Raw genomic sequence first — 16,505 nt, 5'->3', positions numbered from 1 at the left:
GGCCCTCGCCGGACCAATCCCCGCCCGCCCGCAGGCGCGTGACCACGCGCCGGCATCGTCGTCGTTGCAGCCCCGCCCGACCGGGGAAACGGTAAACGCACCGCAAGGTGCACAAGGAGAGTTTCCACCATCATGAGCACGGTGCGTCTGGAAGTGGTCAGCAACCCAACCCGATCGGACCTTATCCCCCTGCAGCCCGCCTCGCAGGACATCTGGGACAAGAAGTACCGCCTCAAGACCAAGGCCGGGCAGGCGCTGGATGCCGATATCGACGGCACCTACCAGCGCGTGGCCCGTGCCCTGGCCGACGCCGAGGGCAGCGACGAGAAGCGTGCCTACTGGTACGAGCGCTTCGTCTGGGCGCTGCGCCGTGGCGCGATCCCGGCCGGCCGCATCACCTCCAACGCCGGCGCGCAGGAACACAAGCCGGCCACCAGCACCATCAACTGCACCGTGTCGGGCACCATCACCGACTCGATGGATGGCATCCTGGAGAAGGTCCACGAAGCCGGCCTGACCCTGAAGGCCGGCTGCGGCATCGGCTACGAGTTCAGCACCCTGCGCCCGCGCGGTGCGTTCGTCGCCGGCGCCGGCGCCTACACCTCCGGGCCGATGTCCTTCATGGATATCTACGACAAGATGTGCTTCACCGTGTCCTCGGCCGGTGGCCGCCGCGGCGCGCAGATGGGCACCTTCGACGTGTCGCACCCGGACGTGAAGGACTTCATCCGCGCCAAGCGCGAGGACGGCCGCCTGCGCCAGTTCAACCTGTCGCTGCTGATCACCGACGGCTTCATGGAGGCGGTGGACAAGGACGCCGACTGGCCGCTGGTGTTCCCGATCAACACCAAGGAGCAGGCCGAGCTGGATCCGGCCAGCGGCGAGGAAGTGGTCTGGCGCGAATGGCCGACCCACGAGAACTACATCGTCCGCGACGACGGCCTGGTGGCCTGCAAGGTGTACGGCCACATCCGTGCCCGCCACCTGTGGGACATGATCATGGTCTCGACGTACGACTACGCCGAGCCGGGCTTCATCCTGATCGACCGCGTCAACGAGATGAACAACAACTGGTGGTGCGAGAGCATCCGCGCCACCAACCCCTGCGGCGAGCAGCCGCTGCCGCCGTACGGCGCCTGCCTGCTGGGCTCGGTCAACCTGACCAAGTTCGTGCGCGACCCGTTCACCGACAAGGCCTCGTTCGACTGGGACGAGTACAAGGAAGTCGTGCGCGTGTTCACCCGCATGCTCGACAACGTGGTCGAGGTCAACGGCCTGCCGCTGGAACAGCAGCGCAACGAGATCATGCGCAAGCGCCGCCACGGCATGGGCTTCCTCGGCCTGGGCAGCACCCTGACCATGCTGCGCATGAAGTACGGTTCGCCGGAGTCGTGCGAGTTCACCGAAGCCATCGCCCGCGACATGGCCGTGGCCGGCTGGGAAACCGGTCTGGAACTGGCTCGCGAGAAGGGCCCGGCGCCGATCATGGAGGAGGCCTTCGAGGTCACCGCGGCGATGCTGCGGCAGCGTCCGGAGATGCGCAAGGACGGCTGGAAGGTCGGCCAGAAGATCCAGGGCAAGGTGCTGCACGCGCGCTACAGCCGTTACATGCAGCGTATCGCCTCGGTCGCCCCGGAACTGGTGGACGAACTGGCCGAGACCGGCGCGCGCTTCACCCACCACAGCTCCATCGCGCCGACCGGCACCATCAGCCTGTCGCTGGCCAACAACGCCTCCAACGGCATCGAGCCCTCGTTCGCGCACCACTACAGCCGCAACGTGATCCGCGAAGGCAAGAAGAGCAAGGAGAAGGTGGACGTGTTCTCCTTCGAACTGCTGGCCTACCGCGAACTGGTCAACGCCAAGGCCATGCCGTTCGCCGAGGACGCCGAATCGCGCCTGCCGGACTACTTCATCGCCGCCGATGACATCTCGCCGAAGGAGCACGTCGACGTGCAGGCCGCCGCGCAGAAGTGGGTGGACAGCTCGATCTCCAAGACCGCCAACGTCCCCACCGACTATCCGTACGAGCAGTTCAAGGACATCTACCGCTACGCCCACCAGCAGGGCCTGAAGGGCTGCACCACGTTCCGCTTCAACCCGGCCGCCTTCCAGGGCGTGCTGGTCAAGGAAGCGGACCTGGAGAACACCACCTACCGCTTCGAACTGGAAGACGGCCAGGTGGTGGAGGTCAAGGGCAACGAGCAGATCGAGTACGACGGCGAAATGCACACCGCCGCCAACCTGTTCGACGCCCTCAAGGAAGGCTACTACGGCAAGTTCTGAAGTCGCCTTCGCACGCCGTCCCGTCGCAGCGCGGGGCGGCGACGGTGGCCGCCGCCACCGGGCTGTCGCGCTGCTTCGTGTTGCACCGGCTTCAACCCAGCATCGCCAACGTTACCGATTCAATGCCCCCAGGAGGGCTTTATGAGCAATGGCAATGGTGTGACGGCGACCGTGTCCCAGGTCGCCGAGAACGTGAAGGAGAGCGCAGCCAGCCTGGGTGACGCCATGGCCGCCACCGCCGGCGATGCCGTTGCCGCGGTCAAGACCCGCGCGCGCAAGGTCGAGGCGGGCGCCACCCGGCAGGTCGCCAAGGTGAAGAAGGCGGTCAAGAAGGCCGAGAAGGTCGTCGCCAAGAAGGCCGCCGCCGCGAAGAAGGAGGTCGGCAAGACCGTTTCCCGCGTGCGCCGCAAGCTGGAAGCCGCCAAGGCCAGCGCCAAGGCCGAGGCCGTGGCCCTGAAGAAGAAGGGTGCCGGCAAGAAGGCCGCCGCCAAGAAGGCCGTCGCCGCCGCCGAGAAGAAGGCGGTCAAGAAGGTCGCCTCGGCCAGGAAGACGGTGAAGGCCGCCGAAAAGAAGGTGGCCAAGGCCGTCGCCAAGAAGACCGCCGCGGTGAAGAAGGCCGTCGACAAGGCCGGCAAGAAGGTCGCCAAGAAAGTCGCCAGCCGCACCGCCGCCGCCAGGAAGGCGGTGAAGAAGGTCGAGAAGAAGGTGGCCGGCAAGGCGGCCTCGGCCAGCAGGACGGTGGCCAGGAAGACCGCTTCCGCAAAGAAGACGGTGGCGAAGAAAGCCGCTTCGGCGCGCAAGACGGCCGTGAAGAAGACCGCGACCGTGAAGAAGGCGGTCAAGAAGGCCGCCCGCAAGTAAGCCGCACCCGCGTCCCCGCCCGCAGCGGGCGGGGACGCTGCAACCCGCATCACAACGCATAACCAGGACCCGCACCATGGCCGTCAAGATCGACAAGAAAATCAAGGGTTATTCCGTCATCACCCCGGACGACAAGGCCCGGGAAGCGACGGCCAAGGCTCCGGTCGCACAGGCGCAGGACGATGCCCAGGACAGCAACATCGTGCACATGCACGAGCGCATCGAGCGCCCCGACGTGCTGATCGGCAGCACCTACAAGATCAAGTCGCCGCTGGTGGAGCACGCCTTCTACGTGACCATCAACGACATCGTGCTCAACGCCGGCACCGAGCACGAACTGCGCCGTCCGTTCGAGATCTTCATCAACTCCAAGTCGATGGAGCACTTCCAGTGGATCGTGGCGCTGACCCGCATCATGTCCGCGGTGTTCCGCAAGGGCGGCGACGTCACTTTCATCGTCGACGAGATGAAGGCCGTGTTCGACCCCAAGGGCGGCTATTTCAAGGCCGGCGGCGTGTACATGCCGTCGCTGGTCGCCGAACTGGGCTCCATCGTCGAGGACCACATGAAGTCGATCGGGCTGCTGCACGATCCGGAAATGAGCGCCCACCAGCGCGCGCTGATCGCCGAGAAGCGCAAGCAGTTCGAGGACCGCTCAAAAAAAAACACTGACGCCGTAGTCGCCGCCCCAGCCGGGCGCGATGAGGACGTCCAGGTCACCGGCGAAGGCACCAGCTTCCCGCCCAGCGCCACCATGTGCCACAAGTGCAGCACCAAGGCGCTGGTGGTGATGGACGGGTGCGCCACCTGCCTGAATTGCGGCTACAGCAAGTGCGGTTGAGGAAGTAGGTATCAACTATAAGGAGAGGGGTGGTATGGCTGTAGAGGTAACGTTTATTGAGCAAAATGCTCCGGTGGATGAGCGTGGGCGCGCAATGTATGCGATTGCGAGATCAATTATTAGGGCTCATATCGATTCTCTCACAGAAGAGGATCTTCGCGACCTCAATACACCTCTTAAAAAAGTGACAATGCGGCAATTGGCGAAACTCGCGCGAATTGAGAGGGATAAAGGTATAAGAGGTGATGGGTTTGAATGGGCGGTGCATGAGGCCATTGTTGGTGGTGAGCCGACAGTGACAAACTCCGTGGCCGCGGCATTAAAGAAGGCATCGCGATCAGTAAAAGATGATGCCCCTGCTTCAATCCTTTTCGGTCAAGAGAGGGCGAAGTTTCTTGGTTTTCTTGATGCTGTTGTCACCGAGGCTGGTGAAGATTCTTATCTCTTGCCGCAGGGAAATGGGCGACCATTTGGATTTGGCAAGTGGGTATCAGTAGCAGCCAAGGGGCATGTTGCAGAGCCCGAGCTTCAGGAGCGAATTAAGAAGATATGGAAAACGGATCTTTTTCTTTCAGCTAAGGGGGATGTTCGTCACTTTGCTGCAACGATCAAGTCGAATTACGGTCTTTTGGAAGGTGGTAAGGGGTTGCGAGTCGGTATTGTTCCGGAGTCCAAAGATCGCGCGAATGCAAAGCGGATTGAGTGGGATGCGAATAAGCAACTTTGGGTAGTAACGCTGGCGGATCCCTCCGGATTTATGGGCTTATATAATGATGCTTATCATGCTGTTTCACGGGCTATCATTCGTATAGGCAAGCATCAATTGCCTCCTTATTTTCTAAAGCCAACCCCGATGGCGCAGAGAATTGAAGATCAATTGGTAAAGTATGAATCGGCGTCTGCGCTAGATATTGAGTATGAGCTCGATAGGGCTGCGCAGCAGGACCTTGTGAAACAAACGCATTCGTTGTTGAGCGTCAACCCGCCGGATTGGCTTCATGTGAAAGAAATGGCGACAAAGGTTATTTCGCCAAAGCCAAGGTTTGAGCGCTTGGATTAACAGGGTGGGGCTGGGTCAATTGCTTGCTTTGGTCTTATCGTGTATGGCTCTTTGACATTTTGAGTCGGACCTTTCTACGTTGATTCCCATTTGTTTCTTTGATGCAGCGAGTTGGTGTGGCGGGGCTGTGCGGCACGTTACGCGCAGGAGCTCGAAACTACTTTGGTATTAATTAATCGCTCGTTTGATGTGAGTGAAACTGACTCAGGCCCTCTGCGAATACACGATGAGGGTGCACGACTAGTCGCCGTTTACCCCAGTAGGAAGCGCGAGCATGTGGTGTGCGACGAGTCTACGGGTGTTCGCTCAATGGATATATCGTTCGACGGCGATGCTGCGTCAGCCTGGGCCGGTGTGTTGAATCACGGATGTCGGTGCCTAGGCGACGTCCCCCCCTATTTTGAGTAGTGCGGTGATTTGGAGTTCAATCCCCAATGATACGGAGATTGGACGTGAAGAAGCGCTTTCCCGAAGAAAAGATCATTGGCTTCCTGTGTGAGGCAGCGGCCGGCATGGCGGTGAAGGAGCTGTGCCGCCGACACGGGTTCAGTGATGCGTCCTGCTACCTGTGGCGCAGCAAATTCGGCGGCATGAGTGTGCCGTAGGCCAAGCGGCTCAAGGGGCTGGAGGCGGAGAATGCCCAGCTGAAGAAGTTCCTGTCCGAGCAGTTGCTGGAGAGCGACGTCATCAAGGACGCCCTGCGAAAAAAGTGGTGAGCGCACCGGTGCGCAGGACGCTGGTGCGACATTTGATGGAGCGCGGGCTCACAGAGCGGCGGGCACTAGTCGCGGTACGGGTTAGCTCAAACGGACTGCTCAATGCCCGCGCCCAGATCGCAATATCGAACTTCGCGAAAGGATCCTGGTGCTGGCACAGCGACACAGGCGTTACGGCGTTGGGATGATCTACCTGAAGCTGCGGAAGGAACAGTGGCCGGTGAATTGCAAGCGGGTGGAACGCTTGTATCAGGATGCCAAGTTGCAGGTGCGTCGGCGCAAGCGGAAGAGAGTTCTGCTGGGCGAGCGTCAACCGTTGCTGCGGCCGGAGGCAGCCAAGCAGGTCTGGTCAATGGAGTTCGTGTTCGATCGCACCGCCGAGGGGCGTGTAATCAAGGCGCTGACTATCGTCGACGATGCCACACATGAGGCGGTAGCGATTGATGTGGAGCGGGCGATCTCCGGCTACGGTGTGGCACGGTGCTGGACCGGCTGGCACTGACCCGAGGCCTGCCGCGGGTGATCCGGACCGACAACGGCAAGGAGTTCTGCGGCAAGACGATGGTGACGTGGGCCTACGAGCGAGGCATGCAGTTGCGCTTGATCCAGCCAGGAGAGCTCAATCAGAGCGCCTACATCGAGAGTTTCAACGGCCGCCTACGCGACGAATGCCTCAACGAGCACTGGTTTTTCCCACACTGCTGCACGCCCGTACCGAGATCGAAACCTGGCGACGGGAATACAACGAGAAACGACCTAATAAGATACTGGGAGGTCTGACGCCGGCCGCCTATGCCCAACAACTCGCGGCCAAAGCCGCTACGATTAAATCTAGACTCTAAAGGGCCCCGCTACTGAAAGCGGGGGGACGTCGACTCTATCGGACAGACGTCGCCGTTGGGCAGCGACTACACGGTGCGTGCGGTGTATGACTACCAGGGCACGCCGGTCAGCGGCATGATACCCACCGGTTACGCGATTGCCGACGGCGGCAGCACGCTCGCCGTGGTCGACGTGCTCAACCGCGGCCGCGTGCACCTGGACCGCCGGCTCGACGATGACCAGCGTGTGTACTTCGCCGCAGCCGCCGCCGCGCTCCTGTTGCTGGATCCGGAACTGGGCGAATGATCCGGCGCCGCCGTCACTGCGATGGTGCTGTAGGACCGTCGCTTTCCGGCGCTGCCACCAAGCCGGCGTGGAGGCCGACCACGATGATCGAATACAGCCGCCGCATGCTGGCCGTGCTCATGTTGGCCGTGGCGCCCCTGGCGGCTGCCGCGCAGGATGCCTGCCCGGACCGCTCCAGCTACGCGCCAGCGCGCGGGATCATCGCCGACCTGGGGCGCATCGTCGCGCCCAGCGGCGTGCAGGAGGATTACGCGGCGCAGATCGGCGGCATCGCGCAATGGGTGAACGTGCGCGGCCAGGACCGCGACAACCCGCTGCTGCTGTTCGTGCACGGCGGGCCGGCGTCGCCGCTGATCCCGACGCTGTGGCAGTTCCAGCGGCCGCTGGAGGAGTACTTCACGGTGGTCAATTACGACCAGCGCGGGGCTGGCCGGACGCTGCTGCTGAATCCACGGGAGGAGGTGGCCGGCACGCTGCGCATCCAGCGCTACGTGGACGATGCCATCGAGCTGGCCGACTACCTGCGCAGGCGCCATCACAAGCGCAAGGTCGTGCTGGTCGGCCACAGCTGGGGCACGGTGGTGGCGATGCAGGCGGCATTGCAGCGCCCGGACCTGTTCCATGCCTATGTCGGCATCGGCCAGGTGATCGACGTGCGCACCAACGAGCGGGTCAGTTTCGATTACGGCCTGCGCACCGCGCGCGAGCGCGGCAATGCCGAAGCGGTACGCGAGATGGAGGCCATCGCACCCTATCCGGGCGACGCGCCGATCACCCGCGAGCGGATCGTCGTGGCCCGCAAATGGCCGCAGTACTACGGCGGCCTGAGCGCGTTCCGCAGCGAGTCGGATTACTTCTTCCAGGGGCCGCGGTTGTCGCCCGACTATGACGATGCGGCGCGCTGCGCGATCAATGCCGGCAGCGAATTCACCCTCGGGCGGCTGCTCGATGAGTTCCTGCAGGTGGACTACCGCGGGGTGAAGCGGTTCCCCATCCCGGTGCTGATGTTCATGGGGCGCCACGACTACACCACGCCTTCGGAACCGACCGCGGCCTGGCTGGCGCAGGTGCGCGCGCCATACAAGCGCGGCGTCTGGTTCGAGCATTCCGCGCACATGATCCCGTGGGAGGAACCGGGCAGGACCCTGGTCAGCCTGATGGAGCAGGTGCGGCCACTGGCGCTGCGGGGCGAAGCCGACGGGCGCTGACGGCCCGCACCCCGGTGCCCGCGCCATCGAAGGACACTCGCGCACGCTATGATCGGCCTTCACCGGATGAAGGAGCATTGCATGGCATCGGCATGGCGACAGGGAAGGGCATTGGCGTTGACCGGCGCGATGATCGTGCTGGCGGCCTGTGGCGCGCCGGACGCGCCTGCGCCGGCGACACCGACGGATGCGCCGGTGGAGACCGCGGCTGGGGCGGGGTCGGAGGGCGGTGCCACGCACGCCTGCATGATTGCCGGCGAGTTCCAGCTTTTCGGCCAGGTCATCCGCTCCCGCGACTGCGTGCAGACCGCGGGGGCCGCCACCGAGGCCCAGCTCAAGCGCGTGTGCGAGGGGCTGGCGCAGACCTCGGCGCAGATGGGGGGCAAGGCGGGCGAGATCACCTACATGGACGCCTGCCCATCGCCCTCGCAGGGCAGCTGCCGGCGCCTGTTCGGCCAGGATTTCGACGGTTACTACTACGAACGCTCGGCCGACGACCTGGCAGGTCTGCCGGCCAGCTGCGCGCAGGGCGGCGGCACCTGGGCGGCGGACTGAGCGCCGCCACGGCGCGGCCTTGCCAAGGCCGTCCGCTGTCCGCCTGACATTGCCCGATCCGTGCGGCCGCTGTGCGCGGCAGGGCGCGCTGGCGCGGACCCTGCCGTGACAGCGCGGGCCTGGCTGCCTGCGCCGGCCGGGGGCGGAAAGCGGGATGAACCGGTGCGCCGCGATTGCGTTGGCCATGCGCTTCGCGCAAGCTCTGGGGCTCAGTCAATCCTGGTGACCGTCCATGCAAGACAACATCATCCAGATCATGCCCGCGGCCGGCTGGGTGGCCGTGTTCGACGAAGACGGCGAGGAAAGCGCGCAGGGCGTGGTGTGCTTCGCACTGGTGGAAAGCGCGATGAAGCGCGAGGTGCGGGCGATGATCGCCGATGGCGCGCAGATCGGCTTCGCCGACGCACTGCCCAACTTCGTGCGCGTGCAGGAGCTGGACGCGTTCGAGGAGGAAGACGACGAGGACGAGGAAGGCGAGGAAGACGAGGACGAAGACGAGGCATGATGCCCGCTTCGCGCCGCGCCCCCGACCTGCCGCGATGACGTCGTCGGCGGCGGGCGTGCACGGCGGCCTGTTCGACGACGCCTTCGCCTACAAGCGCTGGGCGATGCAACGCACGCTGGAGGCGATACGCGCCGTGGACGCACGGGCGTTCCCCGCCAGCGTCGCCTTCGCGCGGCAGCAGTTGAACCACATCGTGATCGTGGAGGAACTGTTCCGCGCGCGGCTGCTGGGCGAGGCGCAGCCGCATGCGGCCACCAATACCGCCGAAGTGCCGGCCCTGGAGGCGCTGGCCATGCGGCTGGAAGCGTCCGACCAGTGGTATGCCGCCCATCTGGCCGCGCTGGCGCCGGCGCAATGGGACCAGGCGCTGCGGTTCCGCTTCGCCGACGGTCGCGACGGCTGCATGACGCGGCGTGAAATCCTGTTCCACGTGCTCAACCATGCCACCTACCACCGCGGCGCCATCGGCCACGCGCTTGACCTGGCCCGGGTGCCGCACCCGGCCGACACCTATACCGTGTTCATCCACCAGCACCAGCCCGGGCGGCGTGAAGGCGCCCTGCCCACGGCGGATCCGGATGCGGGCCCGCGGACGAAGCGGTAAGGTACGCGCCCGCACGCCGCCGCGCCGGTGGCAGTCCATACGTACATGCTGACCGATCCATTCGACAGGGAGCACCTGTGGCATCCCTACAGCGCACTCGGCCACGCGCCGCCGGCGCTGAAAGTGGCGCGCGCCGATGGCGTGCTGCTGGAGCTGGCCGACGGCACCCGCCTGATCGACGGCATGGCCTCGTGGTGGTGCGCGATCCACGGCTACAACCATCCGCAGCTGAACCAGGCGGCGATCGAGCAGCTCGGGCGCATGGCGCACGTGATGTTCGGCGGGCTCACCCACGAACCGGCCATCGCCCTGGGCAAGCAGCTGCTGGCGATGGTGCCGCAGCCGCTGGATGCGGTGTTCTACGCCGACTCCGGCTCGGTGTCGGTGGAAGTGGCGCTGAAGATGGCGATCCAGTACCAGGCCGCGCGCGGTCGTCCGCGCCGCCACGACATCGCCACCACGCGCTCGGGCTACCACGGCGATACCTGGAACGCGATGTCGGTGTGCGACCCGGTCACCGGCATGCACGGGCTGTTCGGCGCGGCGCTGCCGTCGCGTCGCTTCGTGCCGGCGCCGGCCACGCCGTTCGACGGGGCATGGGACCCGGCCGAGATCGCGCCGCTCGAACGCCTGTTCGCCGACCACGGCGACGAACTGGCCGCCTTCATCATCGAGCCGGTCGTGCAGGGTGCCGGCGGCATGCGCTTCTACCACCCGCAGTACCTGCGCGAGCTGGCACGGCTGTGCCGCGCGCACGACGTGCTGCTGATCTGCGACGAGATCGCCACCGGCTTCGGCCGCAGCGGCCGCCTGTTCGCCTGCGAGCACGCCGGCATCGCACCGGACATCCTGTGCATCGGCAAGGCGCTGACCGGCGGCTACATGACGCTGGCCGCGACCATCACCCGCCGCGACATCGCCGACACGATCGCCTCCGGCGAGGCCGGCGTGTTCATGCACGGGCCGACGTTCATGGCCAATCCGCTGGCCTGCGCGGTGGCGCTGGCCTCGACCCGGCTGCTGCTGGCGCAGGACTGGCAGGGCAACGTGCAGCGCATCGAACAGGCCCTGCGCGAATGGCTGTCGCCGGCGCGCGTACTGCCGCGGGTGGCCGACGTGCGTGTGCTCGGCGCCATCGGCGTGATCGAGCTGACCGCGCCGCTGCGGCTCGAACGCATCCAGCAGCGCATGCTCGAGCAGGGCATCTGGATCCGCCCGTTCGGGCGGCTGGTGTACGCGATGCCGCCCTACGTGATCGACGACGCGCAGTTGCGGCAGCTGTGCGATGGCATGCTCGCGCTGGTGGAAGGACTGCAGGACGAGGACATGCGGGCATGAACGGCGAGGTGATCTTCGTCGGTGGCATCGACACCGAGATCGGCAAGACCGTGGTGACCGGCTGGCTGGCGCGGCAGTGGCTCGAACAGGGCGGCGAGGTGATCACCCAGAAACTGGTGCAGACCGGCTGCGCCGGCGCGTCGGACGACATCCTGCTGCACCGCCGGCTGATGGGCTGCGGCCTGTTCGAGGAGGATCGCGACGGCACCACCATGCCGGCGCTGTACGCCTACCCGGCCTCGCCGCACCTGGCGGCGCGGCTGGAGGGGCGCGCGCTGGACCTGGATGCCATCGGCGCCGCCACCGCGCGCCTGCGCGCCCGCTACGCCACGGTGCTGGTGGAAGGCGCCGGCGGGCTGCTGGTGCCGCTGACCCCGGAACTGCTGACCCTCGATTACGTGGCGCGGCAGGGCTGGCCGGTGATCCTGGTCACGTCGGGGCGCCTGGGCAGCATCAACCACACCCTGTTGTCGCTGGAAGCCATCGCCGCGCGCGGCGTCGCCCTGCACGGCATCGCCTGGAACAGCCGCGACGATGGCAGCGACGAGGTCATCGCCGCCGAAAGCCGCCGCTACCTGCGTGGCTGGATGCAGGCGCGCTTCCCGCAGGCGCGCTGGTACGACGTGCCGGTACTGGCCCTGGAGTGAGCCGGCAGCGGGCAGGCGATGCCCACCCCCTTGAAAAGGCCGCCTGCCACCCCGATATTGCCGGATCGAGCAACGACAAAGAGAGGGCTTATGGAAGCCATCACGACTGGAATGGTCCAGTGCATGAAGTGCAATACGGTGTATCAACCGGCGATCAAGGTGCTGGAAAGCGTGTGCCCCATGTGCCTGTCGATCAAGACCGCACCGGTACCGGCCGAACAGGCGCGCGGCACCCCGGCCGCCCTGCACTGAACCGCATCTGCGCTGTATCCCGCGGGCCAGGTCATCGACCTGGCCTTTTCATTTCCATCGCGCCGGGCCGGGCGGCTTATTCGCCCTGGTACTGCTTTTCCTCGACCAGCGCCGAGCCGGCGATGCGGTTGATCTCGTTCTTGACCGCCACGCGCTCGCCATTGGTGCGGTAGACGCCACGCGCCAGGGCGATGAAGGCCTCGCCGAAGTCCTGCGCGGTTTCCCTGGCGCGCAGCTGGTCCTGGATGTCCCACATGCGCTCGTTGATCGCCTTGAGCTGCTGCTTGAGCGCGGCCAGTTCCGGGCGCGCGGACTGCTGCTGCAGCCACAGCGGCCACAGCCCGTCCAGCTCGGTACGCACGTTGCCCAGCTTGCCCGCGTCGGCAATGCGCTCGGCCTTGATTTCGAGGATGGTGATCTTGTCGATCAGTTCGCCGATCGATACCGGGGTGAGGATGGTCTGCACGTGCATGCCGCCGAGGAAGATTCGGGCGCCATGATACCGCCCCCCCGCCAGTGCCGATGGCCGAGCGCGGAAGTTGCCGGTGAACCGATGCCGGCGGGCAACGCCGGTGCCGTGCACAATGCCGCTTTGCCCTGTGCCGAGAGCGCGATGCCGATGCCCCCGATCCTGCGCCTGATGACCATTACGCTGCTGTGTGCGGCGGCCACCGCCACTGCCAGCGCCGCCACCGGCCTGGCGCGGCTGCAGGGTGCCTGGCAGCTGCAGTCGGGCGAGTCCGTCGACGGCGACGGCGTGCGCATGGACTATGCCCGGCAAGGCCTGGCCGGTACCAAGGTGCTGGCCGACGGCCGCTTCGCCTTCACCAGCACCCGCAACGGCGCGTTCTGGGCCGCGGGCTCGGGCACCTACGAGGGCGACGCCACGCGTTACCTGGAGCGGCCGCTGATGGCGTCCTATCCGCTGGAGAACGGCGGCAGCTACGAATTCCGCTACACGCTGGAGGGTGACACCTGGACCCTGGAGCGCTGGGACGGCGGGCGCCGCGTCGAGCGCGAGGTGTGGACGCGCGTGGGCCGATAGCGCGGCCACGCGCGTCCTGGAACCTCAGGCGGGCTCCACCTGCGGCGGAAAGCCGGCCTCGTCCAGCGCCGCGGTGAAGCGTTCGGCCGGCTGTGCCGATTCGATGTGCACGCGTTTGCCGGCCAGGTCGATCGCGACCGTGGCGGCCGGGTCCACGTCCTTGATGGCGGCGGTGACGCTGCGCGCGCAGCCGCCGCAGGTCATGTTCTCGATATGCAGCTTCATGGCGGTTCTCCTTGGAGGGAGGGCAGTCTGGAGCTTGCCATGGTGGCAAGGTCAAGCGCCGCGGCACGGCAGCCCGGGGTGTTGACCTTCCCATGATGGGAAGCTTTAAGGTGCCGCCATCATGGACAACCCCAGGTGAGCCGGTGATGACCCCGAACAGCCAGAACCCCGTCGCTGCGGGCGCGCAGGTGCACGAGCTTGCCGTCGAGGGCATGACCTGCGCTTCGTGCGTGGGCCGGGTGGAGCGCGCGCTGGCCGCCGTGCCCGGGGTGGCCAGCGCCGCGGTCAACCTGGCCACCGGCCGCGCCACCGTGCGCGGCACCGGCGTGGACCGGCAGGCGCTGGTGCGGGCGGTGCACAAGGCCGGCTACGAGGTGCCCGCGCCCGCGCCGCTGGAGCTGGACATCGAGGGCATGACCTGCGCCTCGTGCGTGGGCCGGGTCGAGCGGGTGCTGGCCAAGGTGCCCGGGGTGCGCTCGGCCAGCGTCAACCTGGCCACCGGCCGCGCGCAGGTGCAGGGCGAGGCCGGGCTGGATCCGGCCGCGCTGACCGCCGCCGTCGCCAGGGCCGGCTACCAGGCGCGGGTCCTGGCCTCGGCGCTGGACGAGGAACGCCAGGCGCAGCGCCGCGACGAGGAGCTGCGCGTGCTCAGGCGCGACCTGCTGCTGGCCGCGGCGTTGACCCTGCCGGTATTCGTGCTGGAGATGGGCGCGCACCTGGTGCCGGCCTTCCACCACGCCATTGCCGCCACGCTGGGCACGCGCAACAGCTGGCTGCTGCAGTTCGCGCTGACCACCCTGGTGCTGGCGATCCCGGGCCGCCGCTTCTACCTGGCCGGCATTCCCGCGCTGCTGCGCGCCGCGCCGGACATGAATTCGCTGGTCGCGGTCGGCACGCTGGCCGCCTATGGCTTCTCGCTGGTGGCGACCTTCCTGCCGCGGCTGCTGCCGGCCGGTACGGTCAACGTGTACTACGAGGCGGCGGCGGTGATCGTCACCCTGATCCTGCTCGGGCGCATGCTCGAGGCGCGGGCCAAGGGGCGCACTTCCGAGGCGATCCGGCGCCTGCTCAAGCTGCAGCCCCGCACCGCGCGCGTGCGCCGCGAGGGCGGGGCGGTGGACGTGCCGCTGGCGCAGGTGATGGCCGGCGAGGTGGTCGACGTGCGCCCCGGCGAGCGCATCGCCGTCGATGGCGAGGTGGTCGACGGCAACAGCTACGTGGACGAATCGATGATCACCGGCGAGCCGGTGCCGGTGGCCAAGGCCCCCGGCGCCCGCGTGGTCGGCGGCACCGTCAACCAGACCGGCGCGCTCGGCGTGCGCGCCACCGCCGTCGGCGGCGCCACCGTGCTGGCGCAGATCATCCGCCTGGTGGAGCAGGCGCAGGGCGCCAAGTTGCCGATCCAGGCGCGGGTGGACCGCATCACCCTGTGGTTCGTGCCGGTGGTGATGGCACTGGCGTTGCTGACCTTCGCCGCGTGGTGGGCGTTTGGCCCGTCGCCGGCGCTGACCTTCGCCCTGGTCAATGCGGTGGCGGTGCTGATCATCGCCTGCCCGTGCGCGATGGGCCTGGCCACGCCGACCTCGATCATGGTCGCTACCGGCCGTGGCGCCGAGCTGGGCGTGCTGTTCCGCAAGGGCCAGGCGCTGCAGTTGTTGAAGGAGGCGCGGGTGGTGGCGGTGGACAAGACCGGCACCCTGACCGAGGGCCGGCCGCTGCTGACCGACCTGCACGTTGCCGCCGGATTTACCCGCGCGCAGGTGCTGGCGCGGGTGGCGGCGGTGGAGGACCGCTCCGAGCACCCGATCGCCCGCGCGATCGTCGCCGCCGCGCACGGGGAGGGCCTGCTGCTGCCGCCGGTGCAGGCGTTCGAATCGGTCACCGGCCACGGCGTGCGCGCACAGGTGGACGGGGTACGGGTGGACGTGGGCGCGGACCGCTTCATGCGCGCGCTCGGGCTGGAGGTGACGGCGTTCGCCGATGTCGCCGCACGGCTGGGCGGCGAGGGCAAGACCCCGTTGTACGCCGCCATCGACGGCACCCTGGCGGCGATCATCGCCGTTTCCGATCCGATCAAGGCCGACACCGCCGCGGCCATCGCCCACCTGCACGCGCTGGGGCTGAAGGTGGCGATGATCACCGGCGACAACCGCCGTACCGCCGAGGCCATCGCACGCCAGCTGGGCATCGATGAGGTGGTGGCCGAAGTGCTGCCCGAGGGCAAGGTCGAGGCGGTGAACCGGCTGAAGGCCGCGCATGGCCGCCTGGCCTACGTCGGCGACGGCATCAACGACGCCCCGGCGCTGGCCGCGGCCGATGTCGGCATGGCCATCGGCACCGGCACCGACGTGGCGATCGAAGCGGCCGACGTGGTGCTGATGTCCGGCAGCCTGCAGGGCGTGCCCAACGCCATCGCGCTGAGCCAGGCGGCGATGCGCAACATCGGCCAGAACCTGTTCTGGGCATTCGCCTACAACACCGCGTTGATCCCGGTGGCGGCCGGCGTACTGTATCCGCTGTGGGGCGTGCTGCTGTCGCCGGTGTTCGCCGCCGGCGCGATGGCGCTGTCCTCGGTGTTCGTACTGGGCAACGCGCTGCGGCTGCGGCGCTTCGCGCCCTGATCCCGCCCGCGCGCAACCGGAGACGACGATGGATGGCGCCATGAACATCGGCCAGGCGGCGAAGGCCACCGGCATCTCGGCCAAGATGATCCGCTACTACGAGGACAGCGGGCTGATCGGACCGGTGGCGCGCACCGGCTCGGGCTACCGCGTCTATGGTCCCCGCGACATCCACACGCTGGGCTTTATCAAGCGCTCGCGCGACATGGGCTTCAGCGTGGAGCGCATCGGCGAACTGCTGGAGTTGTGGCGTGATCGTTCGCGCCACAGCGCCGACGTCAAGCGCCTGGCGCTGGAGCACGTGGAAGTGCTGCAGCAGCGCATCGCCGAACTGCAGGAGATGGTCGCCACCGTCCGCACCCTGGCCGACTGCTGCGCCGGCGACGAGCGCCCGGACTGCCCGATCCTGAGCGATATCGCCACCGGCGCGCCCTTGCACCCCGCGCCGCGGACGGACGCCCCGCCGGCAAGGCGCGGCGCGTTGCGCGCGTGCCAGAAAACGCCTCAATAAAGGCCAAAAAACGCCGGATTGGCGGGACGGCGACTTCAGCGATCGTTGAGCTGGATAACGGAAAAATTACATCCGGACGCAGGTGGCAGAACGTGCCGCCGC

At 66.9% G+C, this 16,505-nt stretch carries 17 protein-coding genes and 1 pseudogene; 16 read left to right on the top strand and 2 right to left on the bottom strand.

From position 1 onward, the window contains the following. Positions 1–132 precede the first annotated feature (132 nt). From QQA12_RS14630 to QQA12_RS14570, 13 genes and pseudogenes are all read left to right on the top strand, one after another. Complete coding sequence (locus QQA12_RS14630; protein ID WP_054667936.1) at positions 133–2,286, top strand: adenosylcobalamin-dependent ribonucleoside-diphosphate reductase; 2,154 nt, start codon at positions 133–135, stop codon at positions 2,284–2,286. A 141-nt stretch (positions 2,287–2,427) separates the two neighbouring features. Next, positions 2,428–3,147: a hypothetical protein gene (locus QQA12_RS14625; RefSeq protein ID WP_226049681.1), complete on the top strand. Its 720-nt coding sequence runs from the start codon at positions 2,428–2,430 to the stop codon at positions 3,145–3,147. A gap of 76 nt (positions 3,148–3,223) precedes the next feature. Continuing rightward, entirely contained in the window at positions 3,224–3,988 is a 765-nt protein-coding gene (locus QQA12_RS14620; protein WP_054667934.1) for an NrdJb, read from the top strand. A gap of 34 nt (positions 3,989–4,022) precedes the next feature. Then, complete coding sequence (locus tag QQA12_RS14615; RefSeq protein ID WP_226049680.1) at positions 4,023–5,048, top strand: hypothetical protein; 1,026 nt, start codon at positions 4,023–4,025, stop codon at positions 5,046–5,048. A gap of 434 nt (positions 5,049–5,482) precedes the next feature. Continuing rightward, positions 5,483–6,606 (top strand): annotated as a pseudogene (locus QQA12_RS14610) (IS3 family transposase). Positions 6,607–6,661: 55 nt separating this feature from the next. After that, positions 6,662–6,892 carry a hypothetical protein gene (locus QQA12_RS14605; protein ID WP_226049679.1) on the top strand — a complete coding sequence of 77 codons (231 nt, stop codon included), beginning with the start codon at positions 6,662–6,664 and terminating at the stop codon, positions 6,890–6,892. 83 nt (positions 6,893–6,975) lie between these two features. Then, on the top strand, positions 6,976–8,100 hold the full coding sequence (locus QQA12_RS14600; protein ID WP_226049678.1) for an alpha/beta fold hydrolase: 1,125 nt from the start codon (positions 6,976–6,978) through the stop codon (positions 8,098–8,100). An 81-nt stretch (positions 8,101–8,181) separates the two neighbouring features. Continuing rightward, positions 8,182–8,655 carry a hypothetical protein gene (locus tag QQA12_RS14595; RefSeq protein WP_152984932.1) on the top strand — a complete coding sequence of 158 codons (474 nt, stop codon included), beginning with the start codon at positions 8,182–8,184 and terminating at the stop codon, positions 8,653–8,655. Positions 8,656–8,887: 232 nt separating this feature from the next. Beyond that, positions 8,888–9,160, top strand: coding sequence for a hypothetical protein (locus QQA12_RS14590; protein ID WP_054667926.1), 273 nt, complete (start codon positions 8,888–8,890; stop codon positions 9,158–9,160). A 34-nt stretch (positions 9,161–9,194) separates the two neighbouring features. After that, positions 9,195–9,764, top strand: coding sequence for a DinB family protein (locus QQA12_RS14585; RefSeq protein ID WP_226049677.1), 570 nt, complete (start codon positions 9,195–9,197; stop codon positions 9,762–9,764). A 45-nt stretch (positions 9,765–9,809) separates the two neighbouring features. Continuing rightward, positions 9,810–11,102 (top strand): adenosylmethionine--8-amino-7-oxononanoate transaminase, encoded by a 1,293-nt coding sequence (gene bioA, locus QQA12_RS14580; RefSeq protein ID WP_226049676.1) that lies wholly within the window; start codon positions 9,810–9,812, stop codon positions 11,100–11,102. Beyond that, on the top strand, positions 11,099–11,749 hold the full coding sequence (gene bioD / locus QQA12_RS14575; protein ID WP_056931028.1) for a dethiobiotin synthase: 651 nt from the start codon (positions 11,099–11,101) through the stop codon (positions 11,747–11,749). Before bioA ends, bioD begins: the two co-directional genes overlap by 4 nt. A 123-nt stretch (positions 11,750–11,872) precedes the next feature. After that, positions 11,873–12,001 (top strand): hypothetical protein, encoded by a 129-nt coding sequence (locus QQA12_RS14570; RefSeq protein ID WP_256363880.1) that lies wholly within the window; start codon positions 11,873–11,875, stop codon positions 11,999–12,001. Between the two features lie 76 nt (positions 12,002–12,077). On the opposite strand, the gene QQA12_RS14565 is transcribed toward QQA12_RS14570, so the two are convergent. Next, positions 12,078–12,467, bottom strand: coding sequence for a DUF6165 family protein (locus QQA12_RS14565; protein WP_226049959.1), 390 nt, complete (start codon positions 12,465–12,467; stop codon positions 12,078–12,080). A 147-nt stretch (positions 12,468–12,614) separates the two neighbouring features. On the opposite strand from QQA12_RS14565, the gene QQA12_RS14560 reads away from it, so the two are divergent. After that, a complete protein-coding gene (locus QQA12_RS14560; protein WP_162486466.1) occupies positions 12,615–13,046 on the top strand; it encodes a hypothetical protein in 432 nt (143 codons plus the stop codon). Between the two features lie 24 nt (positions 13,047–13,070). On the opposite strand, the gene QQA12_RS14555 is transcribed toward QQA12_RS14560, so the two are convergent. Next, entirely contained in the window at positions 13,071–13,271 is a 201-nt protein-coding gene (locus tag QQA12_RS14555; RefSeq protein ID WP_226049675.1) for a heavy-metal-associated domain-containing protein, read from the bottom strand. A 146-nt stretch (positions 13,272–13,417) separates the two neighbouring features. On the opposite strand from QQA12_RS14555, the gene QQA12_RS14550 reads away from it, so the two are divergent. Both QQA12_RS14550 and cueR read left to right on the top strand, forming a co-directional pair. Beyond that, the gene (locus QQA12_RS14550) at positions 13,418–15,892 is read left to right on the top strand and encodes a heavy metal translocating P-type ATPase (RefSeq protein WP_226049674.1); all 2,475 of its coding nucleotides are present in this window, start codon (positions 13,418–13,420) and stop codon (positions 15,890–15,892) included. 40 nt (positions 15,893–15,932) lie between these two features. Continuing rightward, positions 15,933–16,403 carry a Cu(I)-responsive transcriptional regulator gene (gene cueR, locus QQA12_RS14545; protein WP_226049958.1) on the top strand — a complete coding sequence of 157 codons (471 nt, stop codon included), beginning with the start codon at positions 15,933–15,935 and terminating at the stop codon, positions 16,401–16,403. Positions 16,404–16,505: the final 102 nt, after the last annotated feature.

This window comes from Stenotrophomonas sp. 17(2023) (assembly GCF_030345315.1).
GTDB lineage: Bacteria > Pseudomonadota > Gammaproteobacteria > Xanthomonadales > Xanthomonadaceae > Stenotrophomonas > Stenotrophomonas acidaminiphila.
The sequence above is the reverse complement of the archived record's forward strand: the minus strand, read 5'-3'. Positions and strand labels throughout refer to the sequence as shown.